The sequence below is a fragment of the Bacillus sp. BP-3 genome (genome assembly GCF_028401955.1).
Lineage (GTDB): Bacteria > Bacillota > Bacilli > Bacillales > Bacillaceae_G > Bacillus_A.
Genome location: NZ_JAQOTJ010000013.1, coordinates 102,857 through 129,355 on the forward strand (window position 1 = coordinate 102,857; position 26,499 = coordinate 129,355).

The following is a 26,499-nucleotide window of genomic DNA, read 5'->3' on the forward strand; positions in this document are numbered from 1 at the left end:
AGAGACGGCACAATGATAGCGACTTATGAAGAGAGGAAAGGGTCCATTCAAAGTCGGGTTTCGAAGCTGGAAGAGAGTGGTGTTAAGGGTACGGGTAATGGAAGTAAGAAAGCCAGCCAGGCTAAAACAGCAGAGCAAGTAATAACAGATAGAACAAAAGGATTAGATTTAAACCCACATCCTATTCAGCAAAAACAATTAAGTGCTAAAAAGAGGAAAGAACTAAGAGTAAAATAGAGAATAGGACTATTACAAAAGCTGAGTATGAACAATATACATGGAATAAAAAATTTGCTAAACACAGAGCTTCTAGTGTAGACGATTTCTGGTATCAAGAACGTCAAAGAATATTAAATGATGAAACTCCAACAAGAAACTGAATTCAAGAACAATTAAATGATATTTTGAATGGTAAGAAACCTAAAGTAGGTGGAAAAACAGTACAAGGACACCATTCCTACAGTGCTTCACAATATCCGCATTTAGCGAATAAAGGGGAAATTATATATCCAGCTACACCAAGTGAGCATTTTAAAGGTTGGCATGGCCGTAATTGGAAAAATAGCCTACCAGGTAAACCAATTAATCCTATGAATGATTTTTAATCCGTGGAAGGAGACATTTAAATGGCTAAAATGAATGTGCGAATAGAAAAAGATGCTAATGAGGTAAAGTATATCTCTATTTTAAGAAAAAATACTAATAAGAGTATATCTGAAATAAAAGAATCACTTAATAATAATGATTTCATCTTATCGTATAATCTATTAGAGATTGATGAATTGTTAGAAATGAAAAAAATAGTAAGTACATTATTAGATGCTGGTGCTAAAGTCCATGTATATGAAGATAATAGGGAGGTTAGCATTGAGTTTTTAGATAATCTTATAGAATCTCATTTAGATACAGAAAGGTATCTGGAAGAAGTTGATGAGCAAATGTTTAATGAAGATTAAAACAGCTATTTTGTGAGTTCCTCGGGCACTTACCAGGGACATGCCCAATTTAAAAAGTCAACAGTGACGTGAGAAGAATGTATGAAGTAACCCCAAAAAGTTAGACACATATTTTAAGCAGCTAATGAGGGATGAGTTCGGTATTGTACGAGGGCACTGAAAAACTCCATCTAGTTCCATTTGGCGAGATATTCGACGATTCAACCGTCGAATATCTCGCCTTTTAATTTATAATAGAGAAACTAAATGCAGGTGGTGCTCCCAATGATTTCAAACCAAGAGACACTCAACTTAAGCCCGTACATGGCCATTTACGATATTGTCATGCCAAAAGATAATATGATTCGTCAAATTAACGAACTATATTTAAGGATATTGATAGTCCACATTTTTTAGCTCATCAAAGTCTAGAAGAATTTTGGAATACTTTTAGAAAAAACGGAGAACGCTTTCGTGAAATGCCTACCGTTTCAGAATATAACGAGGCATTATACGTATCTTTGAAGTCAGTTGTTTTGAGTGATACACAAGCTCAGAAGGCCGTTCAACGAGCAACAGAACAACAATTGTTTTATAAATTAATTGGAGGCGATTTTGTTCCAAGGATTCCTGGTAGAATTAATTTACCAAAACTTAAATAAAGGAGCACTTACATGGAATTAAATACTTCTGTAGTGGAAGCGGTATTGTTTAGTAACTGGTTAAAACATTGTGGAACAGAGAGTAATTTTCCTCAAGGAATTGAGTATACCTATTTATCGAATAAAAAGAAAATGGTTAAGAGTGTGAATGGGATAGAATGGGAAAATATTTGTCTCGAAGAAAGTAATAATTTAACGGGTTATTTAGCAAAAAATGAACCAGAAATATATAATAAAAATTGGAACACCTTAGTTAAAAAAATCAAAGCAGAGGTATTACCAAAAATTACTGACAATATTGAAAAACAAATAACGATATTGGGATTACCAAAAGATATATTAAATGCTATTAAATTCGATATAGTAAGTATAATAATGGTACTATCTTATGAAGAATATTATAAGTCAGCATTTTATAACGAAATGTTAAAAATCTATTTAAGTGGACATATTCCTTGTGGATGGAATGGAAAGTATCCAGAAGGAAATATATTTATATACTAGGGGGACAAAAATGACTAATGATGTAGAATATTACAGTGAAGTGAAAAAATGATTCAGCGGTTTTTAAATACTTCACAATTGGTTCCAGAAATATTAAACGAACAAGAAAAGCAAATAATAGCAACATTTTGTTTTGGTATGATAAATGGTTATTCTTTAAAAAGCAAAAAGAACGCCATACAGATACAGGGAGCTACAGTTGATATATTGATAGAAATGTTCTTCTATTTTCCAGCAGCTAGTGCGGAATTCTGTGATTTTTTAATTGAGTGCACAGATAAATCATTTCATCCAACTATGCATTCTATCATTCATAGAGGAATTCAAGGATATTATCAATATGAAGAAGATAAAAATAAAGAGTTGAAAGATAATATTGAGAATGTGATTGAAGTAGTAAAGAATCATTAAAATTAAGGGCATTGACTGAGAAAATTTAATCTTAGTTAATGCCCTTTGTGCATAGTACGAATAAAAGAGATTGGAAGTTAGTCTGGAGTAATATGGAAGATAATAGACACATCACTTGATTATGATACATTTGTAAGAAGGTTACAGATGTGGTCTCATTATAGATACAAGGGTGGAGTAGAAGGGTTACCAGGTACTCTAAAAAAATAAGGAGTAATGATATGGAATATAATGGAATGGAGTGGTTTCGGTGTGGTTTGGAGTTTCTAAATCGTTTGAGAATCTTGAAGAGTATGTTGATATAGAGTATATGGAAGATGGAGATTCAATAGACTCAAAGTTTGGGACAAATTTTGAGTTTGGTTATTATGATGAAGATAATATTGAAATTTGTTTTTATGAAGATACTAAAAATAATGTAGACGATATTTTAAATGATTTTTCTTATAGTGAACTAATTATCCCAAAAATAAAAGAGTTAATAAATGGTGATAATTTAGCATACAGTGTTAATTCTGTTATTGTACTTTATGATTTTCAATACAATGAAGCGAAAATTGAAGGTGAATCTGAAAATATAGAAATAAAATTTATTGGTACTGTACCATACAAGTAGATCGTACAAGTTCGTTAATTTAAATGTACTATTTTCCATGAAATACAAAAGATTTCATATTATCGGTATCAAATGATTGTACGTGCAAGCTTAAAGCACTTGATTGTCAACTATAGGCAACAAGTGTTTTTTATTTTAAGATTACAACATAGAGTACGGATAAAGCTAAGGTTGATTACGGTAAAATAAAAGAAAACCTTAAGTATGGAGGGAAATAATGTCTCTAGAGAGTATGATATCAAATTTAAAAAAGATGCGTTTTTTGGCTCATGAAGATGACAGTATAGAACTATTAGAAGAAATTTTAAATGAAATATCACAAACTGCTAATAATAAAGTAATTGGTGATTTGTGTAGTGTTTTTCATGATGAAATAGATGAACCTTCGATTATTGGTGATTTAATTAAAACAATTTTTTATATTATTGAACGGAATGGAATAGAAGAGGGATTATATGAATTAATTGAAGGCATGAACTACATTTTACCACAAGCTAGATATTGTGCTAAAAGGCTTTATAGAAGTCTTTTAGCTACAGATGATTTAATTGTTCCATTTATTAATGTTCTGAGAAAGGTTATACCCTCTAAGAAAGCGGAAGTAATCAATATTTTAAAAGAAATAAGTGATAAACAATCAAAGCAATACTCAGAAAAAGTCAATTTTATTTTTAAGGAAGTTATTCGATTAGAGAAGTAGGTGGATAAAAATATGAACTTACCAAAGGTTATTTTAGGTATACCAATAAATTGGATAAATAGAAATGATTTTAAAAATATGATGGATATTAATGGGGACTAATTGTTTGATAGAGAAGATATAGCGAAGATAAAAACACATAAAAGGGGGATCTCTTGAGAGGGTTCAAAGCATTATGAAGGCTGCAAGCGCTGTTCTTAGTGCTGGTGGTATTGCCGTAAATGTTGTAGATGAAATTAAAGCAGTAAAAAATAATGGCGGTAACTTGGATGATATGCTTATAGCACTTGAAGAATTAGGTAAGATATCCACCAAAAGGAGGTAGTGATAACATGGGAAATATACAACTAGCTAAAGGGATTCGTACAGCTATCAAGCAAAATAATGTTGAGAGAGTAGTTGAGTTAATTGGTTCAGATATGGAACTCTTAAATATGGATATGGGACCATTTGGAACTTTTCTTCATGTTGCAGCCACACATGGAAAGCTTGAAATAGTCAAGCGACTTATAGAATTAGGTGCTGACATAAATAAACGCGGTGGTGTATATGGTGGTGGGGCACTTAACCAAGCGGCTTCAAAAGGACAGATTGAAATTGTTAGGTATCTATTGTCTTGTGGAGCTGAAATCGATGTGGGTGAACCGGAAAGGAATCCTTTGTTTGGTGCAATTCAGGGTGGATATGTAGATATTGCAAAACTTCTGATTGAAAATGGCATTGACGTTCATGTTAAGTACACAGGAGAATATATGAAAAATATGGATGCATTAGCATTTGCACATGAACAGGGGCAAATGGAAATAGCAAATTTATTGGATTCTGATAAAGAAGAATATAAGGATACTACGCAAAATGGAAAAACTGAAATTTTAGATTATATAACAGAACAGTTTGGTCCCATTAATAATACAATCAGTGAAATCATACCTGGCAGTAGAGTAGCGGTTGATATTCAAGTTATACTGCCATCAAAAGAACGAGATTTTATAACTCTTGTGACTACAGGGATGAGTGATTTTGCAATGGATGATTCAGAAGACAGTAAGGGATCTAAGTATGCTGAATTAGTATTAAAGTTACCTGCAAATTGGAAAATAAGTAAAGATGAGATGACGAACGAAAGTAATTATTGGCCTTTGAAGTGGCTGAGAATGGTTGCTCACATACCTCACAGATATGATGGATGGTTAGAGGAAGGGGTCATTCTTCCAAATGGAGAACCTCCAATGCCATTTGCTTCTAATACAGCATTATCATGTATTTTGATCGGTAAATCTAAAGAGAGGAGAAGTTTTATAGATTCGGAAAATAGAGTAATCAATTTTTATACTTTAATACCTATTTATACAGAAGAAAGAATGACTGCTTTACAAGAAGGATATGAATATGTAATAGAAAAATTCAATGAATTTGGTATTTCAGATGTACTTGATATAAAAAGAGAAAACATTGGCTTGAAGAGAAAAAACTAGAGGAATTACTTTTATTTGTTATAACATGTACTATATGGAAGGGCGTTATGCCAGTATCCATTGACCTTGGGTGCTGTTTTTTAACAGACATACGAGATTGGCTGCAATGAACAGTATAGAACGCGACCATATTCGTTACTCAATTTATATTTACATAAAAGAATGGCAAAGCTCGTGGTGATAAATGTGAAAGAGTATTCTTTGCTATGTTGACTAATAAATTTTGAGTTGTATTTTTTACTAGAAACGGTCGTATGATACTCGCTATTTGTTTAAAAGGGTTGCAAAAATTACAATTTATAAAAGGGGTTAAAGTCTGATATTAGATATAAACCAGGAGAGTATGATTAATTTTATGCACTGATACTGGATTCGGTGTTGAGGAGTTAAGGGTAAAAGACTGGAGTAAGAAAATAGAGTAATTCATAGGGAGGATACAATGATAAACCAAAAAAAGTTAGAAATGGCTTTTAAAAGATATAGCAAAAATTTTGTGGATGGAATCAAATTTGAAGATGTGAAAGATAAATATAATGTCAGTAGAAGTAAGATTGAGAAAATTGTTGAGCAAAATGAAACAGAGAAAGATCACATACTATTAATAAATCTAAGCAAAATTTCCTCATATCACTTGTCATTATGGAAAAGCGATGTATTGATCAGCAGTGGAAACAATGCAGAAGGATTAAAGAACATGCAGAAAGTATTATTTTACCAGTGCATGGGACAGGATCTCTATACAAGTAGGTATCCAGGGATGATCTTGGGATATACGTTTAGAGAAGTCGTCCTTACATTAGTTCATTTTGCAATGTATGGATGGGAGAAAGAAGAAAATATATTATATGATTTTATGACTCATCACTTCGGTGAACATTTAATAGATGCCAATGAAGAGGATAGACATATTTGGTTTTTGCTAGAGCTGTACTTGCAGTATAGAAATAAAACCATCATGGGAACGAATAAAAAATTGTATCTAGCTGTGAAAAATAAGTTTAAGGAAGCTGAACTGCGATGCGGCTCAATCCCTGAAGACCTGAACATTTATGATGAAGTGCTGGAACATTGGTCGACTGGTGATTTAGAAGAAATAGAACATCTAATTTCGATAATGTCACAGTATCATTCTGCATTAGCTTCTGAAATCGGACAGCTAGGTGAATTTGGCGATTTCGGATACGGATTTTATCCTTATGAAATCTTATTCTTGATCCATGTAAGGAAACAAATAGGATTGCCAGTACCTACTCAATTCGATAATTTTCTGATGAATACTCCAGAAGCGAAAATGGTATTTGGAGAACGTGAGCCATACCCTGAATGGGATCCCGTGCTTCAGATGATCGATCAATTTTATCGTAAAAACTACCCGGAATATATTCCTAACAAGCATGGAGAATTATTTCAATAAAAGGGAGGAAGCTAATATGCCTGATAAAGGGATAGCACAGATTATATTTCCTGATAGCGAGGATTTGGAAACGTTTTTAAAAGAGCAAGGAAGTTATGACTTACATGAAGACCTATTAAAATATGGATTAACGACGAAACAGTTTTTATACGTTGACTATAAAGGTGAGGAATATCAAGAAATTGTCAATTTTATTCTTGATTACGAATTTGCCCACCAAATTGAATTAGCAACACAAGAAGAACTCGAGAAATTAGAAGCATTTCATTATGAATTTTTACCTGAAAAGATCAAGGAGGCCAACAAAATACTGTCACCAAAGGGATATGGATTATTTGCATATCCAAATTCAGGCGATTTCTTCGCACTATTCATTGGAAAAATAGAGAATATAACAAAATTGCTGCAAGAAGAAGTGCTGCACGATGATAGAATCCCTTTTCAAGAAAGGTGTATCAAGTATTATAGATAGACCTAAGGAGGATTCTATGGATAATAAGGAAAAAGCAATAAAAATCTATGATTTAATTGAGAATGGTGATATAGAACAAGCGAAAGAGATAATTGTTACTGATAAAAGTTTGCTTGACTTTGTAACACCTTTTGGAACGTGGCTACATGTTGCGGCTAGAGCTGGTAAACTGGATATGATAAAATTTCTAGTTGAATCTGGTATGGATATTAACATAAACGAAGGTGTACCCAAGTCAGCGCCTATTGCACATGCAGCTAGTGAAGGTGAAATTAGTATTGTAGAGTACTTATTTGATAATGGTGCAATATTAGATGTTAGTAATCCAAATAGAAATCCTCTATTCTCAGCGATTTATGGTGGGCACCTTGATATTGTAAAGTATCTTGTTCAGAATGGTATTGATATTACTGTTAAGTATACAGGAGATACTATGAAAGATATGGGAGCTTATGAGTTTGCTATTGAAAGAGGGCAAACAGAAATTGCTGAATATTTAAAGATGAACAGATTAAGGAATTAGCAAAAAAATATGACACCAGAACAACTAAAAAATACTTATTTGAATGTAAAATTAACACATTAGAGGAGGAGTTTAAATGGAACAATATTTAAAAGATTTTAAGTTGCATAGCAAAGCTCCGAATGAAATCATTGAAAAGTATAAATACATAGTACCAAATGAAATAATAAATTTATGGAGTAATTATGGATTTGGGACATTTATGCAAGGGTATTTTAAGAGTGTAAATCCAGAGGGATTTAAAGAGATTTTGGAGGAGAGTAGTCAAAGATATAAGGATTCAATAGTATTGTTTGCTACGGGTATGGGAGACTTAGTTATTTGGTCAGATGGATATGTTAGATTACTTAATTACAGGTATGGTAGAGTGACGACCGTTATGTTTACATTTGAATTTTTCTTTCAAAATATTGCTGATTCGGAATTTAGAAATGAAGATTTATCTTGGCAACCTTACCCCGAAGCGCTTAAACGATATAATGAGTTGGAGTATGATGAGTGTTTTGGTTATGTACCTCTACTAGGTCTAGGTGGAGCAGAAAAAGTAGAGAACTTAAAAAAGGTCAAATTGAAGGAACATATTCTTATTATTACTGGTTTTATGGGACCAGTACAATAATAGAATAAGCATGTATTTTATTACTACGCGAATAGAGATATAGGATTCGTTCTAATGACTTAGACTTACTACTTAATTTATATTTTACAAGTGGATATGATAACGCACAACTTATGAATGTAAGTGTCAAATTTCATTACTTTTAGAAGCATGACTACTCATAAATAGCTATATACAGTCAAACTAACCATCAGATATAGCAATTCATCCGCGCTCATGATTAGTTAAAGAAATTAAGTAGTTAATGACCTTCTGATGTATGAATAGAATACAAAAAAGGAAATCGAAATGATTTCCTTTTTCACTCAAATGTTTGCTGACAACTCTTCCCCGTCTCTCCTGCTTCTTGTACCTTATGTATACTCAAAACAAATTACTGCTTTTCTTAATTCTTTATTGAAAAATAGGTATATACGATCCGCACCATAAGCTTGAAAATAATAGCCTGTAGCAAATCCAACATATGTAAATGGGTGGCCATCTTCATCTTTTGGCACATACAGTAGATTGGTATAGTCAAAAATTTCGTCTTCGCTAACGCAATCTTCCAATAGTTCTTGCCCTTCTTCTGTCATAAAACGTATATAATCCAGAATTCCATTCACCTCGGGATAATTTAATCCCCAGCCATTTGTTTGTTTTTTGATAAACTCTTGTTCTAATGATTCTACGGATGTAAATTCTTTTCCAAAGCTAGAATAAGGATAGATTTTCTGATTACGTTGGAAAAATTCTTTACGGATTTGATAATCTTTTTCATTACGCACATAGGCTTTCTCTACAATGTCGGAAGGGCTCTGTTCAATTTCAAAGTAATTCCAATCTGCTTCAAATTTATACTTTCCGTCAATCACATCAAAGCCTAACGTATCTTCTTTCGTAAAATTCGTGTGAAATGTTTGGGTAAAATCGCCAACACAACCCTCGTGAATTTCCTTTGCTGACACAATATGTAACCATTGGTCCCATTCTGGTTCAATACATTGTAAGTTTATAGAGCAAATGGGTAAAAAGTGTTTTTTATGCTGCTCCAAATGATCATAAAACACTTCTTCATATGCAGGAAAGGGTTTAATGAATTGTTTAGGAATGTTCATCTGTTCTCCACCTTTATACAAGGTTTTTGTTTAATTTTATCTGAAACGTAGACAAAAAATAATTCCAAAATCAACTTATATTGTATATTTTGTTTAGGTAACACCCATGCTCATCAACTTTACGGGTTTGATGGATACCAAGAAAATTTTGTATCACTATCAAGTGGTTTATTCTGAGTTTCCTTTTTAATTAGGTTGAACCATTCAGTTAATATTTGATCTTTTGGTAATTGTGAGGCAGGGTCGTCTTCCCAAATGATGTGTGAAAACCAGGCCTTTGTTTCCCATTCAAATTGCAGTTCAGCAAACGAGATTGTAGGATGGTCCGCTTCATGAAATTGCAGGTTTACTGCATCTAAAACTTCTGAAGCTTGTGGTAACAACTCATCCTTAATTCTATTTTTAATCATCTGATCTTCTAGCTGATTCCAAAAATACAATTGCCCGTTAATTTGATAAAAAATATCAAAAGAAGCTTCTCCTTTTTTAAAATTAACCAAAATAAAAGCGCGTTCCACATTATTGTCAGCGGCTTTTACAGTATTGACAATTAAATTTTGTGCCATTGATACCCAAAAGCTATTTGCTTCTTCTATTGGAGATTCAACATATAATTCTTCACTTAGTTCATTGAGGGTTACCTCTCTATTGTTTGCTTGTTCTACTTTTTTGAAAAATCTACTAAAAAAGCCCATAACTTCCCCTCCGTGTTGTCATTTTCTCATTTTGTATTTCAATAATTAGGTAATAATTAATGCTATTGCCACTGTAATCATATCATTTTCAGATGGGTTATAAAACCGAGCTAATGAATGGAGTTTGTCCTGTTTACGTCAATCATGCTATTGTTGTTGATTCAATTTCCTTAAACCGATGAACCCTAAAGGATTGGAAGAATTAATGGAATAGGGCTGCGTTTATTAAATGAAATAGTAACTAAAGTAGGTTACCAGGATGTTGCAATTTGATAGGGAATTTGTTAATAGGGATTAACAGAAAAAGAAGGTATAAATTGAGCAAAAATTTAAGAGACGTTTTTAAAGGTAAATGACAAACACGCTTAATACATTTAGAAGGCTTATTCCAACTTGAATAATGGGGAGGAATGAGCCTTTTTTATGGCCAAAAACAAAGGAGGAAAAGGAAAATTTGACGGATGAAGCTGATGGAGATTTAAAATAAAGTTTAATCGCTTATAAGAAAGATTAACCGTTTCTAAAAAAGTTGCACCGTTGTACCATCTGGATTTAGTATTTATACTACGCCCTAGGGCATTGATTATGAAGAACAAAATTTAACTAGGTAGGTGTGAATGATGGTAGGTAAAGTGGATGATTTTTGCTTCTCTGAAAAATATGATTGTTGGGATGGATCTATAAACGTAAATTGTTCTGTTTCGTTTTTTGGACAAAACAAAATTGAGTTAGGTGGGTATTTAGAAAGTAATCAACCTTTAACAAAAGAAGCTTATAATACGCTATGTTATGTAAAAGAACACTTTGATATTGTTTATGAAAATATACTAAAGGTTCTATTTGAATTGCAATTGAAAGGTTTCATGAGTTACGAGATATATAATAAAAATGACGATACCTTTAGTTCTATTACTTTTAATAGTATGGAAGAAATTCATCCTTATTTGGGAACTCCTACATTTGAGATTTTACCTAACTATACGAAGGACAACTATGCTTACTTTGCCATTTCATTTCATGATGAAGGTTGCTTGCTATCTATTGAACATGGTCTTATAGCTTTATTTTTTAAAAATGATCTGATTCAAATTGAGCCTTCTGATTCCTATTGTATGCTTCAGAGGCTTATGGATTACGAGGAAGATTGTACAAAGTGGGAAAAAGATTTTTGTTTAGTGTGGTATGAACTTGCTATGAACAATTTATTTGAAGATAAAGAATTGTTTAGAGATAAGTGGTTGAAGGGTAAATAACTCTTTCCTTTTTTTCAATAAATTTTATAAGTTCGTTTCCCGCTTGATCATGAACTTTAAGCTTCTCAGCGAATAAATCATTCGGTGTAGCATTTGGTATTTCTAGAAATTTCCCCTGCTACGCTTAATGAGTTGTACGGATGGTACGGGGAAATAGTTTATCAGGAGAGCCGGTACTAGATGTTTTCCATTTTTAAGGAGGGTCTGAAAGTGCATTATATGTCCTTAATAGTTAGGCCAAATAAGAATATTGTTAAGTGCATTACTTCTTTAAGAAAATTTAGTCATAAATCAATTCATGAGCTAAAAAGAAATATAGAAGATGAAACTCCAGTTTTACAGTTTAGTTATTATGATACAGAAGAATTGATTAAACTTAAAACTATTGTTGTTAATTTGAACGTATTGGGTGCGGAAGTAAGAATTCTTGAGGAAGATAGACAGATCTCCCTTGAAATGTTGAGCAACTTAATTGAAACGTGTAGAGAAATAGAGAGAGCGAGAGAAGAATTAGATGATAGAATATTAGAAGACACTGAATAGAAAATCTTTGATAACAAATGAATAAAGATACTTAATAACTTTGTAAAATATATGCTTTGTAAAGAACATTAAAAAAGTTAGGTAGTTTTAAAAAGATGATTTTTGTATTGTGGTATTCCCCTGTAGTAGACAGCTGAAAGAAAGTTACTGTACTGTTGATTGTGGAGGGGATTTTTTGGGGAAAAAGAAGATCTTTTCGATTGACTTTAAAATGAAAGCTATTGATTTCGTAGAACATTATAGTTTGTCATTTCATGTGTCTTATGTTTTTCAATAATATCTGATTTTGTTAATTTTTTAAAAGGGGAAGTTTATATGGATAGTAGATTTGAAATCAAGAGATTATATAATTGTAGATTTTTGAAAAATCAGTCAGAATGTGAAGAGTTTGACGATGCATTAGAAAGCTTAGCAGATTGTGATGATGAGAAGCTTATTAAAGAGTTGTGTATAGTATTTGAGGATGAAACACAAGAGGAAGAAGTTATGTTTGGTCTAGTTCATTTTATTGAAAGTTTTGAAATGGAAAAATATCTAACAGAGATGCCTAAAGCTTTACCAAAAATGGTTGAGAGTGCAAAAGAGTGGGCAATGCTACTAAACATAAGAATTTTAAATAATGATTTATATAGAAGTGAGTATGCTAAAATTCTTGTAGGAATGAATAGTGATATAAAATTAACAGTAATCAATTTACTTAATGAAATTATTTCTGACGATCCTAAAAGATTCGAGGGCGTTGCTAATGAAATTCTTAGTAAATTAAAAGAGGCTGATAGAAATTCATTCATGTAGATAGAATAAAAACCGATTTGATAAATTAGTGTCATTTCGGTTTTTTGTTGTCTTTTTTGACACACGATATCAGTATCCATCGTGTTTGTACCATCACTGAAGAAACCAACTTTAAAATGGTATGAAACAACTCAATACAATCATTGCGAGCATTATAAGATGAAAGATAGCGCAGCAGGTGTAAGTGGATGAAGTAGAAAGTGAGGAAGATAGAATGTATATAAGTAAATTAAAAAATATAATTAAATCCAATAATGACTTATTAGACACATACACTAAAGAAAAATGCGCTGACTTCTCAAAGTAACTAACTATAGAGAAAGAAAATTTTCATTTTAGGGGGTATTTTGTTTTGTTAGCTTGATAGCGATGGGGTCCAACCAACAAAACGCGTATTTCGTACGCTAAGCAAATTTCGACACGAAAAAATTGATTTTGGTGTACACTAAGGATTTTTAGACGATGTAACAGAAACGATCGTTTTTTACAATGCCTGTTCCAACAAGGGCTCGTCCTTAATCCATTGATTATGATGTAAAAAACCTTGTCATATTAAAGTTTATATCCTTAGCGTACAAAATCTGCGAAATGTTGGTGCGGACCTTTTAGCCTTTATATATAGAGTGAGATAGGAAATTTATAAAAAGTGAATAATAACAATGGTTTAAGAGGTATAGAGTGTACCCAAAAGGGAACACCTGAAAAATAACGATTCATAAAAAAAGATGTCAATATAAAATGACATCTAAAACAAATAAATGGGTAACTTGTGCTTTTTACCATCTTCTGTTGGCCGAATAGGAGCTTTTTGGGTTTTTCTTGGTTCTCCGTATAAGTGTTATGTTAAGTTGAATGTTAACTTTTTTAATTTGTAGCAAAAGTTAACGTATATTTTATACATTGACATAGTACCAAAAAAGCACCTCCTAGTACTATACATTCATACATGTATAGTACTAGGAGGTGCAGTCTGTTTAGACACATTATTTGATTGGCGGCTTACTGTTAATCCCTATCTTTCTTCTAACACTGTATGTTCAATGTATGTTTTGTGATTTAGTATTTTGAAAGAGTAAGAAAAAGAAAAATGCACTTAATACTGCAGAAAAAGCTGCGATTAGAAAGGCGCCCTCATAGCTTACAAATGATACAAGTACTAATAGCTGAGGGGCAAAGATTTTACTAATGGAATATCGCATATTGGCTGCAGCAAAATATTGCGCTTTTTGATTAGCAGTAGCGATTCCCGCAATATATGCATCCTGTGTACTCACAACAAGTAGCTCAGCTACTGTAAACACTATTATTCCTATAAAAAAAGTGATGTAACTTTGCGAAAATGCAAAGATAATCATAGAGAGAGCATACAATAAACTCGATCCTACAAAGCTAAACCTTGTACTATATCTAGATAAAAGCCTTCCTACGATACTCCCAAAGACGATTACTACAATACCATTTGTCATTAATAAAGATGCGTAGTATTGAGAAGCATTTATTGAAATACCGAATATGGATACTCCTTGAGTTAAGTCCTCAATTACTTTGGAAGGAAGCAATATTTCCAATTTCATGAAAGCCTGAGCTGCAAAGATACTGGCTAGTACAAAAATGAATAGTCGCCTATCCTTTCCTATAAGAGCTAAAGTGGATAGGAAACTACTTTTATTAGATTTTTTTTCTATAGTCAAGTTTCTATTATCTCTAAATTCCGGGGTTCCCCATAAAGAAATAAAAAGAAGCAACAGAGCCGAAATTAAAGATATCCAAACAAACCATATCGGCATAGAATCAAATATAAAACTACCTATAAGTGGCCCGATGGTTACTGAAGCACTAAATATTTGATAGGATAATATATACGTTTTTTTCTGTTCTTTTTCATCAAGCCAATCCGAAATGTAGGATTTCCCTACTGGTAAATATGCGGCATATGTAAGGCTCATTAAAGCGAAACTCATATAAATTGTTACATTACTTAATACTAATCTTCCAATAATAAATAATGTAGTAGCAATTAGAAATCCTATGCTTGTTAGTATTATTACAGGTTTCCTACCAAACCTATCAGCAAGAATTCCTCCCCAAATGCCAGAAAACATTCCTAAAACTGCAATAGTTACTAAAGCAATAGAAACAATACCCGCATCCCATGCTTTTGTTAAATATAAAGTCATGAAAGGGAAAAGCATATAAAATAATATATTTTGAATACCTTCAGAAATAAGGCGTAAACGAATATGATTTTTTTTCATTTTTATATGATTTGTAGACATGTTGATTACCTCTTTAATGCGGATAGTCTCCAAGATATAATTCTCTATATGTTGCTGGTGTATTAGAATACCCCATATTGATACCAAAGTTAAGTGTTCTTGGGCTTACTGAAATAAGAGGATGGTTAAGCCTTTGTATATCACCAGTGACAATAACTCTAACAGTAGGTATATTAATAAAATCCTTTGTCAAATCGACATATAAAACATCACAACCAGGTATTTTTTTCTTCAATTGTTTAATGATATGTTGAATCGCTTGGTTAACACTTTTTATTTTTAGGCTAGGTTTATCTAGCATTGAAATACTTGGTGCTTTTCCCGCAATGTCTTTTTTATATAAATATGGGAGAGAATATATAGAGTTGACTCTTGATAACAACTTAGCTCCAGAAATGCTATTATTCAATGGGTTATTGGGGTCAACCAGTGCATCGCTTTGCATGGCTTCAGTAACGGAACGTTCCAATGCGATTTCAGGTGAAATTGAAGCACCAAAACCACTGAAAGCAAAATGCGTATCATTGTTTGGATTAACAATCCAAGTTCTGAATACAGGAATTTCTAAATCGTTTGTGTAATCTCTAGTTATTACTTCATACCCCATATCCTTCACCATGTCTATACGCTCTTTCAATACTTTGTTTGTTGAAGTCATATAGTCTAAACGAGGCAGAACATGTTGATTGGCTTGTCCAACCATCCAAGCATCATGCTCAATAATTTCAAGCAGTGCATGAAGAATGGCATCCTCAATAGTAGTTGCAGAAGCGAGTCCAGTAGAGGATCCTCCATAGAAACGACCTTTTGTATTTACATCATCCATAAACACCATTAAAGCTGGTACAAGTTTGTAATCATCCTTCACTAATGATTTCGCCCAAACCCAGTCAATTGCTGTATCAGGATTAAATTTATCATAACTTGTATTTTTATTTTGTATTGATTCGGCAATTGTATTCATTTCTATTGCGTTTTGCGTGACATCTTTATAAGATGCTTCTACAATGGGTACTGTTGCATGTTATTTTCAACTTCAACAACTGTGTTTGCTTCATTAATGATTTCCATTTTCATCCTTTGTCACCTCCTCTCATATAATCTTAAATACCATTTATAGAAATGTTACTATTCTCTCAGTAATATTTCTTTTCCTAGCCATTGAAGATATATGAAACTTATTGGCCATCTCATATGTAATTTTAGGAGAATAAGAACCTTCTTCAATTAGACTTTGATATAGTTTCTCATCTAATAGATTCTGTTGGGCTTTTGTTGGCATTGCTAAAGAAAATGCCACAATAAATAAAGCAAGAATAGATGTATTTTACAACGATTTCTTTTTTTGTAATTTATTTCCTGTTATTTTTCTATTTCATAATACTATGATGATATAAAAATTCAAATATTTTAAAAAAGTGGGATTTATTAGTGAATCGAAAAAGGCTTATTATCATGCGTGTTGATTATCTAATTTATTCCAATAAAATTATAGACAAAAAGAGAGATGCTTCTTGTAAAATGTGAGTTACGACACAAACATTTACGAAAAGAGGCATCTCTCATGAACAATGAATATCACATTCCAAACATTGATTCAACAACGATCACAGTTGGAAAAAATCGTTTATCATGGGCAGTCTACTACGGTGAACGTTCTGGTATTAACTTGCATGTTAGCTTCACAAATGAAACTGGTATGCCACTTCAAGTCATTGAAACAATGGGCCTAAACCATGACGGACCGATTGGGAAACAATTAGAAGACAAACAATTTATACTAGTTGGTAATTTAAGACGTGATAAATAATATCCTTGCTTATCTTGGATAGACTTCAAGTCTTGTAAACGAAAATATCCTAGGTCACGAATATATAGTTCATTCTTTTGTATCATGCCTGTGCGAGTCGCACCATACGACTGATCACTCCGTTTTCCAGGTTCAATTTTCACATCAGAAAATTCTCCACTCAACAAGTCATATTCTAGTTGAATTTTCACACCAGCTTTATGACTGCATCCTCCGGCACCAGGATAAGTAGATGCGAATCGATCTGGAACTTGAAAGGTTGTAGAATCAAGGATACGAATACGCTCAAAGTAAGCAGAAAGAGAATGAGAAATTTTAGATAACCCTCCAATTTTAGCTTGTAGAAGTGTAGTAAATACAGTTCAAAAAAAGGCTACAGAAGCCGAATTAAATCGTCGATTAAGTCCCTCCGTACTTAATAAAACGCCTGTTGAAGTTTCTAATTGACTACAAAGTTGAGTAAGAGAGGTAGTAGGGACCTGTTGATTTAACCATACACACAAAGATAAAAAATGATGCCCGTGGCATTTACGTTTTCGTTTCATGCCGCCTGCTTCTATAGCCAATTGATTAAGTGTAGCGGGAGACATATATCGATATAACTCTTCGGCAAATAAAGACAACTCTTGTTTTTGATGCATATTCATAAAAAGCACGTCACCCTTTCTCATTAATATAAGAGAATGGGAACGTGCTTTTAACTTCCAGAATAGTCCAAATCCTTAAGTTGATGGCGATGGGGCGGGCCCCCTAAAACGACAAAAAACTTGGAATTAAGCAAATTATCAATTGGTATTCTATAGATTTCTTTTGGAGTGGTTTCAGCTGAAGTTACAAAATAAAAAATGAGAAAGTTCGCGAAACTATATAATAATCAAAATATTATGGAAATGTTAATAGTGTGAAGCTTATAATTGAACTGGGTGATTAAAAGTGACTATACAAAATAAAAAGATAATTGATATCTGTGATAACCACAGACTATTCAAAAAATATTCACGTAACAGTATTCCAAGCGTAATCTTCATAGCAGGGTTAGGCGATAGCTATGAGACATGGAAAAAAGTCCAAGACCGAATATCGCAAAAAACATCAACCCTTTCCTATAACAGGTCGGGTATTGGCAGGAGTCAAGTCGCATCCGTCCCGACGACTTGCTATGATCTAGTCGAGGAGCTCAACGAATTGTTGCTAGCGCTTGAAGTGGAGAAGCCCTATATATTGGTGGGACATTCTTTTGGTGGTTTGGTCGCTAGATTATATGCCAGCCTTTATCCACTGAACATCTGCGGTATGGTTTTGGTTGACGCTGCACCGGAATATAAAGAACTTGCCTATGAAAAGGTTCTACCCGAAAATCTGCTTGCAAGAAATAGGGAATATTACGAGAATCCTATGTTGAATAGTGAGAAGATTGATAAAATACAAAGCTATAAGCAAATCGTTGATCATTCAAAGCAAAGTAACCTCCCTCTCACAATTATTACAAGAGGTTTACCTGACAATGTTGAAGAGGGATGGCCATCTCAAGAAATATTGGAAATTGAGCAAAGACTCCAAGCAGAATTCCAATGGCTATCAACGTCAAGCAAGTACCGGATTGCTAGTCGAAGTGGACATTATATTCATCATGATGAGCCAGAAGTTGTTATAGAGGAGATTATGTTAATGTTGAAGGAGATGGGGAAATGAGCGATACAAGGACCAAATTGATGCTGGATTGGCATAAGCGAAATGCCCCGATAAATAAGTATGTCCCTGTTCATTATATACATCCAGTGGAAGGTGTGTTGCAATTGGAAAGTCTTTCGTACTAGATAGTAAGGTTCCAAATGAATGGTTTTTGATAAATTCTAAAATAAGTTCTGAATCTTGCACTTCAAAATATTTAGGTGTATACATAAAAACCCTCCTTAAAGTGTAAAGATTTATAATGATTCATAAAATATAACATAGGTTATTCGGAAAATATTGTATATTATTTACTAATGTTCTTTTTCGCAATGAAATCAGTGATGTGTTGAAACGATGGGAGTAAGGATTTTAGCAGAAAGGAGAATAATAGATGAGTCAAATTGCGATTAAAATAAGCTCTAATGATGCGCTTCATACATATACAGTTCCTTTGAGAAAGTATACTGGTTTAGGAATTACAGACATAAAAAATAAAATTGAAAACGAAGAGTGTTTTGCCAAAACGGATGCGAACAATATTGACGATATACAGAATTTGAAAGGGTTAGTTGATAGTTTGTTAAAGTTAGGCGCAAAAGTAAAAATATTTGAAAGCGATGAATGTGGAGAGGGGACTTTTGATTATCAAGAAATTTCTTACCAAGAATTTATGAATCATATGAACCGATTAAAAGAAATTATGGAAGAATTACAGGATTATGATGATGCGTTAGTTGATGCTAGTACGTAATGAGATAAAAGGTCAAAAAATTGATAAATTAGAGAGGGAATATAATTAGAAGTCACGTCTACATTTTAACAAAGATACACGCTAAACGTGAAAAAACGCTAACTTTATCCCGCACTAACAAGCAGTAGGACCGCGCCTTAAGATTCAGAGAAAGCGAAGAAGATAGATGGAGGATGAAGAAAATTCCCACTAATGGAAGTTTCACTTTATTATTCTAAGGGGTTCATCAAGCCTCAACAACGATCGTTTTTGAGTTTCATTGCAAAAGAAAAAGCATGTTTTAGGAAACATGCTTTAGCCATAAAATATTTTATATGTTTAATCATGTACTTGCATAGAAAGATAATAAATCTCTTTATTGGTTTTAAAGACATAATCTTCATAACTACAAGCGTAATAATCTCCCATATCTAATATTGTTGGAGCAATCAGCTCAACATATCATCAAGCAAAAAGCTAAACATCTTCTTACATAAAATAAAAAAGGCGTATCCTGCCTACGGAATACGCCTTTTAACTATTCTTTTTCCTATCTTTAATCGTTGTATCTCCAAGTTGAGTATATAATAGTGCAGCATCATGGCTACTATGACCTAATTCTTTTTAGCATAGTGTGCTAACACTATTAGAAATAGATTGGGATTAAAACTCTTGTACTTTATGAATTATCATCTGATTTTTTCCTAATTTTTATTACCATCCAAGCCAAACGTTCCCTTCGTGCCATGATTTATCTGTATTTACTAAAGTTACAACATAATTTCCTGCTTTCATAGGGCCAAAAAAGTTTGTAACATGCTGGTTACCACTGGTCGGCTGTCCCTGTACAGTATGAGTTATTGTTTTTCCAGATGATAGACTTTTTACTACAACATTAAATTTAAAAGGTTTATTGTTTTGAAAAGCTACTCCAATATATCCGTTATCTGATGCAGGTACAGTTTTTTTCACTTGAATTGATGTAGAGAATTTGTAATTAGCATTATATTGCCATTTAAATGCTGCAGCTAGGTTTTCTTGCATAAAGTTATTTTGCTCAAAAGAATTTGGGGCAAAGGGGCTGGTAACTCCATTTGGGAATTCAGTTCCTTCTGAAATGTATTGTTGATTTACTGAAGAATTTGTTTCGGCTGCATTACTAGTTTCAGCCTTAGATTCTGATGGAGCTATTGTTGATACTCCTAAAACTCCAGATAATAGCGCACTCGTTACCAAAATTTTCTTAAACATACACTCATCACCTTTCCTTGGAATCAGAATTATCTAACTTTTTTATTATAGAATTAATTTACTTTTTTTTACATATCCAAAACTTGAGAAATATTTTTTAAAGAAGTAATTTGTCTTCACTCATTATCTCACTCTAATTTTCTATAATTTAGAGGATCAATAATAGGGGGATAAATATTTAAAATTATCCTTTTCAGTTGAAGTTTTCCAAATAATAAGTTACATTTTTAAAGTTCAAGACACTATATGACAGTACAAAAAGGGGAGAAACATTGTTACTATGTCAAAAATGAAATGGAAGAGTCGTGTATGTTATTTTGTTATTTTTATCCTGCTTGGAGCAGCAATAACAATCAAACCAGTGATCTCTAAAGCAGAGGAATCTGATGTTAATGTTACATTATTAGGTACTGCAGATATTCATGGTAGGTTTATGCCTTGGGATTATGCACTTGATGGTGCTAATATGAGTGGAAGTTTAACGCAGCTTTATACGGTTATAAAGAAGGTACGTCAAGAAAATCCAAATACTATATTATTAGATGCCGGAGATACAATTCAAGGGAACTCAGTAGAATTATTCAATGATAAGCCACAGTCTCCGATGATGGTAGCAATGAACGAAATGGGATATGATGCTTGGGCATTTGGAAATCATGAATTCAATTTTGGATTAGATACATTGAAAAAAGTTAGTGAGCAATATAAAGGAAAGACGTTAGCAGGAAATATTTACAAGGAGAATGGAGAGCGTTTTCTTCCTGCATATACGATAGTTGAAAAAGGTGGCATCAAAGTTGGGGTTATTGGCATGAATACACCAATGATTAGTGATTTTGAAAAAGGGACAGATCATTTGGTTGGTTTAGTGGTGAAAAATCCAGTAGAAGAGACAAAAAAGGTAATTAAAGAATTAGAAGGTAAAGTAGATGTAATGGTAGGGGTTATGCATATGGGACTAGAAAATGAGAATGGCATCCCTGGTACTGGGGTTCAAGATATTGCAAATGCTTGTCCAGAACTAAGCGCCATTTTTGCAGCTCATATGCATAAACTTGTTAAAAAAGAAGTTGTAAATGGTGTTATTATTACAGAACCAGATAAATATGGCACGCATATCTCACGTATTGACCTTACTTTTACAAAGCAAGATGGGAAGCTGGTTTTAAAAGATAAAACAGCTACCACTTTACCTGTAAAAAATGCGGATGGAACAACGGTATTATCTGATCCTACACTTGAAGAAACATTAACACCTTTTCACGAGTATGCGAGAGGAGATGCAAATGTTGTAGTCGCTCAATTAAAGGGGAGAAATCTTGTTCCTAAAAATGAAATAAATGGTATTCCAAGTGTGCAAATTCAGGAGACACCTTTATCAGATTTTTTTCATGAAGTCATGCTCTATTACAGCAAAGCAGATGTAGTAGCCCATCAAATTGATAACGATAATGCTCGTTTAGATGTAGGTCCTATTAAGAAAAAAGATATTGCGTATAATTACCAATATGCTTTGGGAGAAATTACAGTATATAAGATAACTGGAAAAGATTTAAAAGATTATATGGAATGGGCGGCGGGGTATTTTAACACATCTCGTGCCGGAGATGTAACAATTAGCTTTGATAAAACACGCCGTGCGTCTAAATACAGTACGAACGACTTCTTTGGAGGCGTGAAATACGAAATTGACTTAACAAAACCATATGGAAGTCGAATTACAAATTTACGATCTATTCGCACAAATAAACCAATCAAAATGAGCGATGTTATGACTCTGGGAATGAATGCATATAGAATGGAGGCTCTTCAAGCAAAAGGCGGGGCTTTAGAGGGACGTAAATTTGAACAGATTTGGTCATCTAAACAAGAGAATGCATTTGGCGAAACAGGTGGAACCATTCGTAATCTTGCTATTACATATTTAAAAGAGGTAAAGAATGGTGTATACACGCCAAAAGTTATGCATAATTGGAAAATTACCGGTGTAGACACACATTCTTCAGAGCATAAGGCTGTAGTGAATCTCGTAAATAAAGGGATTTTAGAAATTCCAAAAACAGAAGATGGAAAATATACAAATATAGCATCTATAAATACTAAAGATTCAATTACAAAAGAAGAGATTGTAGCACTCTCTCAAAAGGCTCATATTAATCCAGATCAGTTTAAACATGTAAAAACAAAAGGTGAATTTTACAAAAAACTTAATAGGGTTATTGAAAATATAGGGGAAATCTAATACTTAGATTGCTTTAGGGAAAGAGAAGAAGTAAGAATTGACTGGTTCGGTATTCAAAAGATATATAAGGTAAGTCAAATGAAATCTTGTTTGTATGAATGTTTTGATTTGCATTCTAATAGGGATGTTACAGTTGTAAGTTTTCGTACTGAGCAAGGGGTATAAGCCATTGAAGCACCATCGATTAATTCATATCAATACGGGAATCAACAAAACTAAGGGTGTTTTCATATAAGCAAATAAAGAGTACTTGATTGTCTTTTATAGGTAACAAGTGCTTTTTATTTTAAAACTATAATAAAGGATTAAGCCATAATATTTTTTGATGGAGGTGTAAAATGACAATAAAATTGTTGAATTTCCAAAGGAGTCGTTACATTTACAATAAAGTTATTTAAAAATGTCAGTGATGGTATTCAATTAACGAAATAAAGTTTATTCAGTTAACTGAGCAGTTTGATTAATACATAAAGGGAATTAAGCTGGTTTCATAGAATTAATTAGGCAATTCATTATCTTGGAGGAATGACTGAATGGCTGAATTGATTTATCATGTTGCGGTTTCACTGGACAATTTTATTGCGGATCAAGGTATGATAGAAGGAAATTTTAATAATTCTCTCTTTTTATTTGAGGGGGATCATGTCCCAGACTTTTTAGCAGATATTCAGGAATACGATGCCGTGTTGATGGGGGGGAAAACATATGAGTTTGGGTTTCAATTTGGTGCTAAACCTGGTGAACCTGGATATAAGGGCATAAAACATTACATATTTTCAAACTCCATACAGTTTGAGGCAAACGAGGAAGTTGAACTTATTAAAGGAGATGCTGTAGGGTTTATTAAGAACCTCAAAAAACAATATAACGGTAAAATTTGGTTGTGTGGAGGCGGAGAATTGGCTGGATCGTTGTTTAAACATAAACTTATTGATCAATTAGTATTAAAGGTTAATCCAATTATAGTCGGTGAAGGTATTTCTCTATTTGGTAGCGTAAAACCACGTCTTAAATTAAAGTTAGTGGACATGAAACAGTATTCTAATGGAGTTATCAAACCTACTTACAATATTATTTATACTTAGAATTATCATGGAGAACTACTTTTTTAAATTAATTTTAAAAAATAAAATTTCATCCAATTGTTTCACTATTGCAGAAGAATACTTAACTTATTAAAAAACTTTATTGTTGCTGGTTTTTTAAAAATTAGAGAAGGATAAATAAAATTAAATAATTATTCTAAACATCGTTCGATTGTTCGAACGGTGTTATGCGTGTTTATAGCGTAGAAATTAAACAACTTTATTATCATTACACAGGAGGGGAATTTATTGAAATACTGGGGATACAACGAATTATTTGAAGCGATCAAAGAGGACTATAATGATTTTTTAAGTTTAAATAGAGGATATAGAGAGGCAATAGCAAGACTAGTCGATGAATATTGGAATTTAGGTGAGATAGAAGATGTTGTGAGGGATACTGCGATAGGAGAGATTTTAATTACTCATGACAAAGTTTTCGTTGGTACTGTTGAAAGGATAACAAGGTGTTTAAGTATGTTTAACCGGTTAGGTGCGGAAGAGGAGTTAACTAAAGAGGAAATCGCGGATTTATCTAATAGAATAAAAAAAGTATTGGAAGGTCTAAAAAAGTAGAAATTGATTATAATCCATATGCTGGATAGTTTGGAGAAGCGGCTTTTCAAAAATAGAAATACAGTATAGGATTTGAGATGAAAAAGGCTAAATTGTTGAAGAAAAAAAGCTAACTAAATGAGATTTGGACTATGTGAAAATTCGGGTGAAAAAAAATGGATAAACACGATATCAATGAGTTAGAGAAGGTGCAAAAACAATTATTAAGTAACATTTCTTTAAAAAATACATTTAAACTAGAAGAGATAAAATTAGTAGCAGGAATAGACATTGCTTATTGGTCTAATGAGAGAATTGACTATGGAGTATGCTGCATTGTTGTGTTCGATTATCTTACAAAGGCAATTATTGAAGAAGTTCATCATATAGATAAAATTGAGTTTCCTTATATTTCTGGTTATCTAGCATTTAGGGAATTACCATTAGTGCTTGATACAGTTAAAAAATTAAAAAGTTTTCCAGACTTATATATGTTTGATGGAAATGGTTATTTACATAATCGTCATATGGGAATCGCAACGCATGCGTCTTTCTATTTAAACAAGCCAACGATTGGAGTAGCCAAAACGTATTTAAAAATAAATAATGTTGATTTTATCGAACCTGAAAACGAAGTAGGTTCGTATACTGAGATCATTGTAAATGAAGAAGTTTATGGAAGAACGCTAAGAACTAGAGAAAATGTAAAACCAATTTTTGTTTCTTGTGGGAATTGGATTGATTTAGATACTGCTACCCATGTTGTTTTGCATTTTGTAGAAAAAAATAGTCGGTTACCTATTACAACAAGATACGCAGATTTAGCTACTCATGAAGCAAGAAGAGGGGAACTTTCAAAGATAGAAAAGTAAATATGGTTTTAAAATCTAATAAAGAAAGACGCTTTTCTATATAAATTGAAAACTTTAAAGGAGAATAAAAGCATGTCAAAAGAAGAGAAATTAGTTATTTTAAATGAAACTTTTAAGAAAGAGGGAAGTCCAGAGGATATAGAGGGTTTGACAATTATGGTTATAAAACAAGTTTTCGATAAGATCAAGTCTGATAGAGAATATACAAGTTATAACGAAGTATTAAGAGATGTTATTTTCGAAGGAGTAAGTGGCATTATTAAAAACTCTTAAGATTAGCTATTTGAAAACTGCTAGTTAGTCTAACGCAGTATTTTCATACAAACTAATTTAGTTAAATTTGGAAATACAGAAGCTTTAAGATCAATAGACGAAAAGATAAGATTTATCAGGAGTGCTAATAATTGCCAAAGTTTTGGTTGATGAGTATAATGAAATCAATAAGTAACAAAAAGAGAAGGGCAGTGTAGGAAAGAATTTCTTCGCCTGTTAAGCGGTAGGTCGCAGGTTCAAATCCTTGCCTTCCCTGTTGTTTTATAGACATAGGGGAGTAGCTCAGTTTGGTAGAGCAACGTATTGAGTCTTTCCGCCTATCTCCCTTTTCTTCGAATTTATACTTTATAGATTTGGGCAGTGTAGAGAAGGATTTCTTCGCCTTGTAAGCCGTGTGTCATGGGTTCGAATCCCATCCTCTCGATTTTGGGATGTAGCTCAGTGGTAGAGCAACGTAATGAGCCTTTTCGCTTATCTCCCAAATCTTTAAGCATTACATATAACAGGAGCGGTGTAGATAGATTATACTTCGCTTGCTAATATGAAACGCTATAGATGCGGTAAGTTCCGCAACAATTTAGTACTTTTCTTTGATTCATAACACTAAGCGTCATATAGGAGCTGGGTTTGCGGGACTCGATTCCCGTTTCTCTGAATAAATTGTCTGTTCCTGTGTCTGATAGGTCTAAAGTGTTAGGAATGAGTGAAAAGAGCAACGTATATACGTTGCCCAGAGTGTTGGGAAACCCTTCAGGGTTTCCGACACTCTGGGAATTATTGATTTGTTAATGAACAAAAGAACTAGAAAATGATAAAAATAAGAAAAATAGCCCTTCACCTGACCGCTTTTGGTCAGGTGAAGGGCTATTTTTTTCATGTTTTGACAAGCTGCGGTAAGATATGCTTGCATTTGGACAGACTTCAGCCCTCGAAACCGAGTATATCGATAGCCATGTAGTTCCTTGGCATCCGCAAAACTCCGTTCAATAGTAGAACACCGTACTTTATATAGTTTTT

32 protein-coding genes and 2 pseudogenes are annotated in these 26,499 nt (G+C 33.0%); 25 read left to right on the plus strand and 9 right to left on the minus strand.

The genetic code is table 11. The features are described from left to right. Positions 1 to 12: 12 nt before the first annotated feature. The 14 genes from PLX19_RS19070 (at position 13) to PLX19_RS19135 (ending at position 8,331) form a co-directional block, all read left to right on the plus strand. Positions 13 to 237, plus strand: a complete 225-nt coding sequence (locus tag PLX19_RS19070) for a hypothetical protein (protein ID WP_272190347.1) — start codon at positions 13 to 15, stop codon at positions 235 to 237. Between the two features lie 167 nt (positions 238 to 404). Next, positions 405 to 605: a hypothetical protein gene (locus PLX19_RS19075; RefSeq protein WP_272190348.1), complete on the plus strand. Its 201-nt coding sequence runs from the start codon at positions 405 to 407 to the stop codon at positions 603 to 605. A gap of 21 nt (positions 606 to 626) precedes the next feature. Then, positions 627 to 956 (plus strand): hypothetical protein, encoded by a 330-nt coding sequence (locus PLX19_RS19080; protein ID WP_272190350.1) that lies wholly within the window; start codon positions 627 to 629, stop codon positions 954 to 956. Positions 957 to 1,414: 458 nt separating this feature from the next. Next, positions 1,415 to 1,597 (plus strand): hypothetical protein, encoded by a 183-nt coding sequence (locus tag PLX19_RS19085; protein WP_272190352.1) that lies wholly within the window; start codon positions 1,415 to 1,417, stop codon positions 1,595 to 1,597. A 12-nt stretch (positions 1,598 to 1,609) separates the two neighbouring features. Continuing rightward, on the plus strand, positions 1,610 to 2,101 hold the full coding sequence (locus tag PLX19_RS19090; RefSeq protein ID WP_272190353.1) for a hypothetical protein: 492 nt from the start codon (positions 1,610 to 1,612) through the stop codon (positions 2,099 to 2,101). 48 nt (positions 2,102 to 2,149) lie between these two features. Further along, entirely contained in the window at positions 2,150 to 2,512 is a 363-nt protein-coding gene (imm48, locus tag PLX19_RS19095; protein ID WP_272190354.1) for an Imm48 family immunity protein, read from the plus strand. 241 nt (positions 2,513 to 2,753) lie between these two features. Beyond that, on the plus strand, positions 2,754 to 3,128 hold the full coding sequence (locus tag PLX19_RS19100) for an immunity 22 family protein (protein WP_442869068.1): 375 nt from the start codon (positions 2,754 to 2,756) through the stop codon (positions 3,126 to 3,128). Positions 3,129 to 3,345: 217 nt separating this feature from the next. Then, entirely contained in the window at positions 3,346 to 3,828 is a 483-nt protein-coding gene (locus tag PLX19_RS19105; RefSeq protein WP_272190356.1) for an Imm30 family immunity protein, read from the plus strand. Between the two features lie 175 nt (positions 3,829 to 4,003). Further along, the gene (locus PLX19_RS19110) at positions 4,004 to 4,153 is read left to right on the plus strand and encodes a hypothetical protein (RefSeq protein WP_272190357.1); all 150 of its coding nucleotides are present in this window, start codon (positions 4,004 to 4,006) and stop codon (positions 4,151 to 4,153) included. A gap of 7 nt (positions 4,154 to 4,160) precedes the next feature. Further along, positions 4,161 to 5,303 (plus strand): suppressor of fused domain protein, encoded by a 1,143-nt coding sequence (locus tag PLX19_RS19115; RefSeq protein ID WP_272190358.1) that lies wholly within the window; start codon positions 4,161 to 4,163, stop codon positions 5,301 to 5,303. 439 nt (positions 5,304 to 5,742) lie between these two features. Next, complete coding sequence (locus tag PLX19_RS19120) at positions 5,743 to 6,717, plus strand: hypothetical protein (protein WP_272190359.1); 975 nt, start codon at positions 5,743 to 5,745, stop codon at positions 6,715 to 6,717. Between the two features lie 16 nt (positions 6,718 to 6,733). Continuing rightward, positions 6,734 to 7,189: a hypothetical protein gene (locus PLX19_RS19125; RefSeq protein ID WP_272190360.1), complete on the plus strand. Its 456-nt coding sequence runs from the start codon at positions 6,734 to 6,736 to the stop codon at positions 7,187 to 7,189. A gap of 16 nt (positions 7,190 to 7,205) precedes the next feature. Then, the gene (locus tag PLX19_RS19130) at positions 7,206 to 7,712 is read left to right on the plus strand and encodes an ankyrin repeat domain-containing protein (protein ID WP_272190361.1); all 507 of its coding nucleotides are present in this window, start codon (positions 7,206 to 7,208) and stop codon (positions 7,710 to 7,712) included. Positions 7,713 to 7,788: 76 nt separating this feature from the next. Further along, positions 7,789 to 8,331 carry a T6SS immunity protein Tdi1 domain-containing protein gene (locus PLX19_RS19135; protein WP_272190362.1) on the plus strand — a complete coding sequence of 181 codons (543 nt, stop codon included), beginning with the start codon at positions 7,789 to 7,791 and terminating at the stop codon, positions 8,329 to 8,331. Between the two features lie 353 nt (positions 8,332 to 8,684). Here PLX19_RS19135 and PLX19_RS19140 read toward each other — a convergent pair whose 3' ends face one another. Both PLX19_RS19140 and PLX19_RS19145 read right to left on the minus strand, forming a co-directional pair. Then, the gene (locus PLX19_RS19140) at positions 8,685 to 9,428 is read right to left on the minus strand and encodes a siderophore biosynthesis protein (protein ID WP_272190363.1); all 744 of its coding nucleotides are present in this window, start codon (positions 9,426 to 9,428) and stop codon (positions 8,685 to 8,687) included. Between the two features lie 119 nt (positions 9,429 to 9,547). Further along, entirely contained in the window at positions 9,548 to 10,123 is a 576-nt protein-coding gene (locus tag PLX19_RS19145; RefSeq protein ID WP_272190365.1) for a hypothetical protein, read from the minus strand. Positions 10,124 to 10,740: 617 nt separating this feature from the next. Between PLX19_RS19145 and PLX19_RS19150 the strand changes: the two genes are divergently transcribed. The 3 genes from PLX19_RS19150 (at position 10,741) to PLX19_RS19160 (ending at position 12,714) form a co-directional block, all read left to right on the plus strand. After that, positions 10,741 to 11,376 (plus strand): hypothetical protein, encoded by a 636-nt coding sequence (locus tag PLX19_RS19150; RefSeq protein ID WP_272190366.1) that lies wholly within the window; start codon positions 10,741 to 10,743, stop codon positions 11,374 to 11,376. A gap of 210 nt (positions 11,377 to 11,586) precedes the next feature. Next, the gene (locus tag PLX19_RS19155; RefSeq protein WP_272190367.1) at positions 11,587 to 11,919 is read left to right on the plus strand and encodes a hypothetical protein; all 333 of its coding nucleotides are present in this window, start codon (positions 11,587 to 11,589) and stop codon (positions 11,917 to 11,919) included. A 315-nt stretch (positions 11,920 to 12,234) separates the two neighbouring features. Then, entirely contained in the window at positions 12,235 to 12,714 is a 480-nt protein-coding gene (locus PLX19_RS19160; RefSeq protein ID WP_272190369.1) for an Imm30 family immunity protein, read from the plus strand. A 1,037-nt stretch (positions 12,715 to 13,751) separates the two neighbouring features. On the opposite strand, the gene PLX19_RS19165 is transcribed toward PLX19_RS19160, so the two are convergent. The 3 genes from PLX19_RS19165 to PLX19_RS19175 all read right to left on the minus strand — a co-directional run bounded on the left by PLX19_RS19165 (position 13,752) and on the right by PLX19_RS19175 (position 16,272). Then, positions 13,752 to 14,990, minus strand: coding sequence for an MFS transporter (locus PLX19_RS19165; protein ID WP_272190370.1), 1,239 nt, complete (start codon positions 14,988 to 14,990; stop codon positions 13,752 to 13,754). A gap of 13 nt (positions 14,991 to 15,003) precedes the next feature. Next, positions 15,004 to 15,999, minus strand: coding sequence for a YcaO-like family protein (locus PLX19_RS19170; protein ID WP_272190391.1), 996 nt, complete (start codon positions 15,997 to 15,999; stop codon positions 15,004 to 15,006). Positions 16,000 to 16,104: 105 nt separating this feature from the next. After that, positions 16,105 to 16,272, minus strand: coding sequence for a hypothetical protein (locus PLX19_RS19175; RefSeq protein ID WP_272190371.1), 168 nt, complete (start codon positions 16,270 to 16,272; stop codon positions 16,105 to 16,107). 282 nt (positions 16,273 to 16,554) lie between these two features. Here PLX19_RS19175 and PLX19_RS19180 point away from each other — a divergent pair, with 282 nt between their 5' ends. Next, positions 16,555 to 16,800, plus strand: a complete 246-nt coding sequence (locus PLX19_RS19180; RefSeq protein WP_272190372.1) for a hypothetical protein — start codon at positions 16,555 to 16,557, stop codon at positions 16,798 to 16,800. Here PLX19_RS19180 and PLX19_RS19185 read toward each other — a convergent pair. Beyond that, positions 16,767 to 17,447, minus strand: a pseudogene (locus PLX19_RS19185) (IS4 family transposase); the annotation flags it as partial. The gene PLX19_RS19180 and the pseudogene PLX19_RS19185 sit on opposite strands and share 34 nt — an antisense overlap. A gap of 286 nt (positions 17,448 to 17,733) precedes the next feature. Here PLX19_RS19185 and PLX19_RS19190 point away from each other — a divergent pair. Continuing rightward, the gene (locus PLX19_RS19190) at positions 17,734 to 18,492 is read left to right on the plus strand and encodes an alpha/beta fold hydrolase (RefSeq protein WP_272190373.1); all 759 of its coding nucleotides are present in this window, start codon (positions 17,734 to 17,736) and stop codon (positions 18,490 to 18,492) included. Here the strand turns inward: PLX19_RS19190 and PLX19_RS19195 are convergent. Then, positions 18,466 to 18,702 carry an FMN-binding negative transcriptional regulator gene (locus PLX19_RS19195; protein WP_272190374.1) on the minus strand — a complete coding sequence of 79 codons (237 nt, stop codon included), beginning with the start codon at positions 18,700 to 18,702 and terminating at the stop codon, positions 18,466 to 18,468. The genes PLX19_RS19190 and PLX19_RS19195 overlap by 27 nt on opposite strands. 163 nt (positions 18,703 to 18,865) lie before the next feature. On the opposite strand from PLX19_RS19195, the gene PLX19_RS19200 reads away from it, so the two are divergent. Then, the gene (locus PLX19_RS19200; RefSeq protein ID WP_272190375.1) at positions 18,866 to 19,225 is read left to right on the plus strand and encodes a hypothetical protein; all 360 of its coding nucleotides are present in this window, start codon (positions 18,866 to 18,868) and stop codon (positions 19,223 to 19,225) included. Positions 19,226 to 19,918: 693 nt separating this feature from the next. Here PLX19_RS19200 and PLX19_RS19205 read toward each other — a convergent pair. Further along, positions 19,919 to 20,455, minus strand: a complete 537-nt coding sequence (locus tag PLX19_RS19205) for a hypothetical protein (RefSeq protein WP_272190376.1) — start codon at positions 20,453 to 20,455, stop codon at positions 19,919 to 19,921. A 280-nt stretch (positions 20,456 to 20,735) separates the two neighbouring features. On the opposite strand from PLX19_RS19205, the gene PLX19_RS19210 reads away from it, so the two are divergent. From PLX19_RS19210 to PLX19_RS19230, 5 genes and pseudogenes are all read left to right on the plus strand, one after another. After that, entirely contained in the window at positions 20,736 to 22,697 is a 1,962-nt protein-coding gene (locus tag PLX19_RS19210) for a bifunctional metallophosphatase/5'-nucleotidase (protein WP_272190377.1), read from the plus strand. Positions 22,698 to 23,230: 533 nt separating this feature from the next. Continuing rightward, positions 23,231 to 23,782 (plus strand): dihydrofolate reductase family protein, encoded by a 552-nt coding sequence (locus PLX19_RS19215; RefSeq protein WP_272190378.1) that lies wholly within the window; start codon positions 23,231 to 23,233, stop codon positions 23,780 to 23,782. Between the two features lie 249 nt (positions 23,783 to 24,031). Then, positions 24,032 to 24,387, plus strand: a pseudogene (locus PLX19_RS19220) (Imm3 family immunity protein). A gap of 126 nt (positions 24,388 to 24,513) precedes the next feature. Next, a complete protein-coding gene (locus tag PLX19_RS19225; protein WP_272190381.1) occupies positions 24,514 to 25,209 on the plus strand; it encodes an endonuclease V in 696 nt (231 codons plus the stop codon). A 72-nt stretch (positions 25,210 to 25,281) separates the two neighbouring features. Then, positions 25,282 to 25,482, plus strand: coding sequence for a hypothetical protein (locus tag PLX19_RS19230; protein ID WP_272190382.1), 201 nt, complete (start codon positions 25,282 to 25,284; stop codon positions 25,480 to 25,482). A 685-nt stretch (positions 25,483 to 26,167) separates the two neighbouring features. Here PLX19_RS19230 and PLX19_RS19235 read toward each other — a convergent pair. After that, positions 26,168 to 26,499 (minus strand): transposase (locus tag PLX19_RS19235; RefSeq protein ID WP_272190383.1); only part of this gene is annotated, 332 nt, incomplete at its 5' end.

Excerpts from the sequence above, each read along its gene's own strand:
- PLX19_RS19210 (WP_272190377.1), top strand. The coding sequence starts at position 20,736 with ATGTCAAAAATGAAATGGAAGAGTCGTGTATGTTATTTTGTTATTTTT.
- PLX19_RS19120 (WP_272190359.1), top strand. The coding sequence starts at position 5,743 with ATGATAAACCAAAAAAAGTTAGAAATGGCTTTTAAAAGATATAGCAAA.
- PLX19_RS19200 (WP_272190375.1), top strand. The coding sequence starts at position 18,866 with ATGAGTCAAATTGCGATTAAAATAAGCTCTAATGATGCGCTTCATACA.
- PLX19_RS19070 (WP_272190347.1), top strand. The coding sequence starts at position 13 with ATGATAGCGACTTATGAAGAGAGGAAAGGGTCCATTCAAAGTCGGGTT.
- PLX19_RS19135 (WP_272190362.1), top strand. The coding sequence starts at position 7,789 with ATGGAACAATATTTAAAAGATTTTAAGTTGCATAGCAAAGCTCCGAAT.
- PLX19_RS19230 (WP_272190382.1), top strand. The coding sequence starts at position 25,282 with ATGTCAAAAGAAGAGAAATTAGTTATTTTAAATGAAACTTTTAAGAAA.
- PLX19_RS19115 (WP_272190358.1), top strand. The coding sequence starts at position 4,161 with ATGGGAAATATACAACTAGCTAAAGGGATTCGTACAGCTATCAAGCAA.
- PLX19_RS19090 (WP_272190353.1), top strand. The coding sequence starts at position 1,610 with ATGGAATTAAATACTTCTGTAGTGGAAGCGGTATTGTTTAGTAACTGG.
- PLX19_RS19085 (WP_272190352.1), top strand. The coding sequence starts at position 1,415 with ATGCCTACCGTTTCAGAATATAACGAGGCATTATACGTATCTTTGAAG.
- PLX19_RS19195 (WP_272190374.1), bottom strand. The coding sequence starts at position 18,702 with ATGTATACACCTAAATATTTTGAAGTGCAAGATTCAGAACTTATTTTA.
- PLX19_RS19110 (WP_272190357.1), top strand. The coding sequence starts at position 4,004 with ATGAAGGCTGCAAGCGCTGTTCTTAGTGCTGGTGGTATTGCCGTAAAT.
- PLX19_RS19225 (WP_272190381.1), top strand. The coding sequence starts at position 24,514 with ATGGATAAACACGATATCAATGAGTTAGAGAAGGTGCAAAAACAATTA.
- PLX19_RS19130 (WP_272190361.1), top strand. The coding sequence starts at position 7,206 with ATGGATAATAAGGAAAAAGCAATAAAAATCTATGATTTAATTGAGAAT.
- PLX19_RS19150 (WP_272190366.1), top strand. The coding sequence starts at position 10,741 with ATGATGGTAGGTAAAGTGGATGATTTTTGCTTCTCTGAAAAATATGAT.
- PLX19_RS19180 (WP_272190372.1), top strand. The coding sequence starts at position 16,555 with ATGAACAATGAATATCACATTCCAAACATTGATTCAACAACGATCACA.
- PLX19_RS19165 (WP_272190370.1), bottom strand. The coding sequence starts at position 14,990 with ATGTCTACAAATCATATAAAAATGAAAAAAAATCATATTCGTTTACGC.
- PLX19_RS19105 (WP_272190356.1), top strand. The coding sequence starts at position 3,346 with ATGTCTCTAGAGAGTATGATATCAAATTTAAAAAAGATGCGTTTTTTG.
- PLX19_RS19080 (WP_272190350.1), top strand. The coding sequence starts at position 627 with ATGGCTAAAATGAATGTGCGAATAGAAAAAGATGCTAATGAGGTAAAG.
- PLX19_RS19160 (WP_272190369.1), top strand. The coding sequence starts at position 12,235 with ATGGATAGTAGATTTGAAATCAAGAGATTATATAATTGTAGATTTTTG.
- PLX19_RS19145 (WP_272190365.1), bottom strand. The coding sequence starts at position 10,123 with ATGGGCTTTTTTAGTAGATTTTTCAAAAAAGTAGAACAAGCAAACAAT.
- imm48 (WP_272190354.1), top strand. The coding sequence starts at position 2,150 with ATGATTCAGCGGTTTTTAAATACTTCACAATTGGTTCCAGAAATATTA.
- PLX19_RS19215 (WP_272190378.1), top strand. The coding sequence starts at position 23,231 with ATGGCTGAATTGATTTATCATGTTGCGGTTTCACTGGACAATTTTATT.
- PLX19_RS19125 (WP_272190360.1), top strand. The coding sequence starts at position 6,734 with ATGCCTGATAAAGGGATAGCACAGATTATATTTCCTGATAGCGAGGAT.
- PLX19_RS19140 (WP_272190363.1), bottom strand. The coding sequence starts at position 9,428 with ATGAACATTCCTAAACAATTCATTAAACCCTTTCCTGCATATGAAGAA.
- PLX19_RS19205 (WP_272190376.1), bottom strand. The coding sequence starts at position 20,455 with ATGTTTAAGAAAATTTTGGTAACGAGTGCGCTATTATCTGGAGTTTTA.
- PLX19_RS19175 (WP_272190371.1), bottom strand. The coding sequence starts at position 16,272 with ATGCCAACAAAAGCCCAACAGAATCTATTAGATGAGAAACTATATCAA.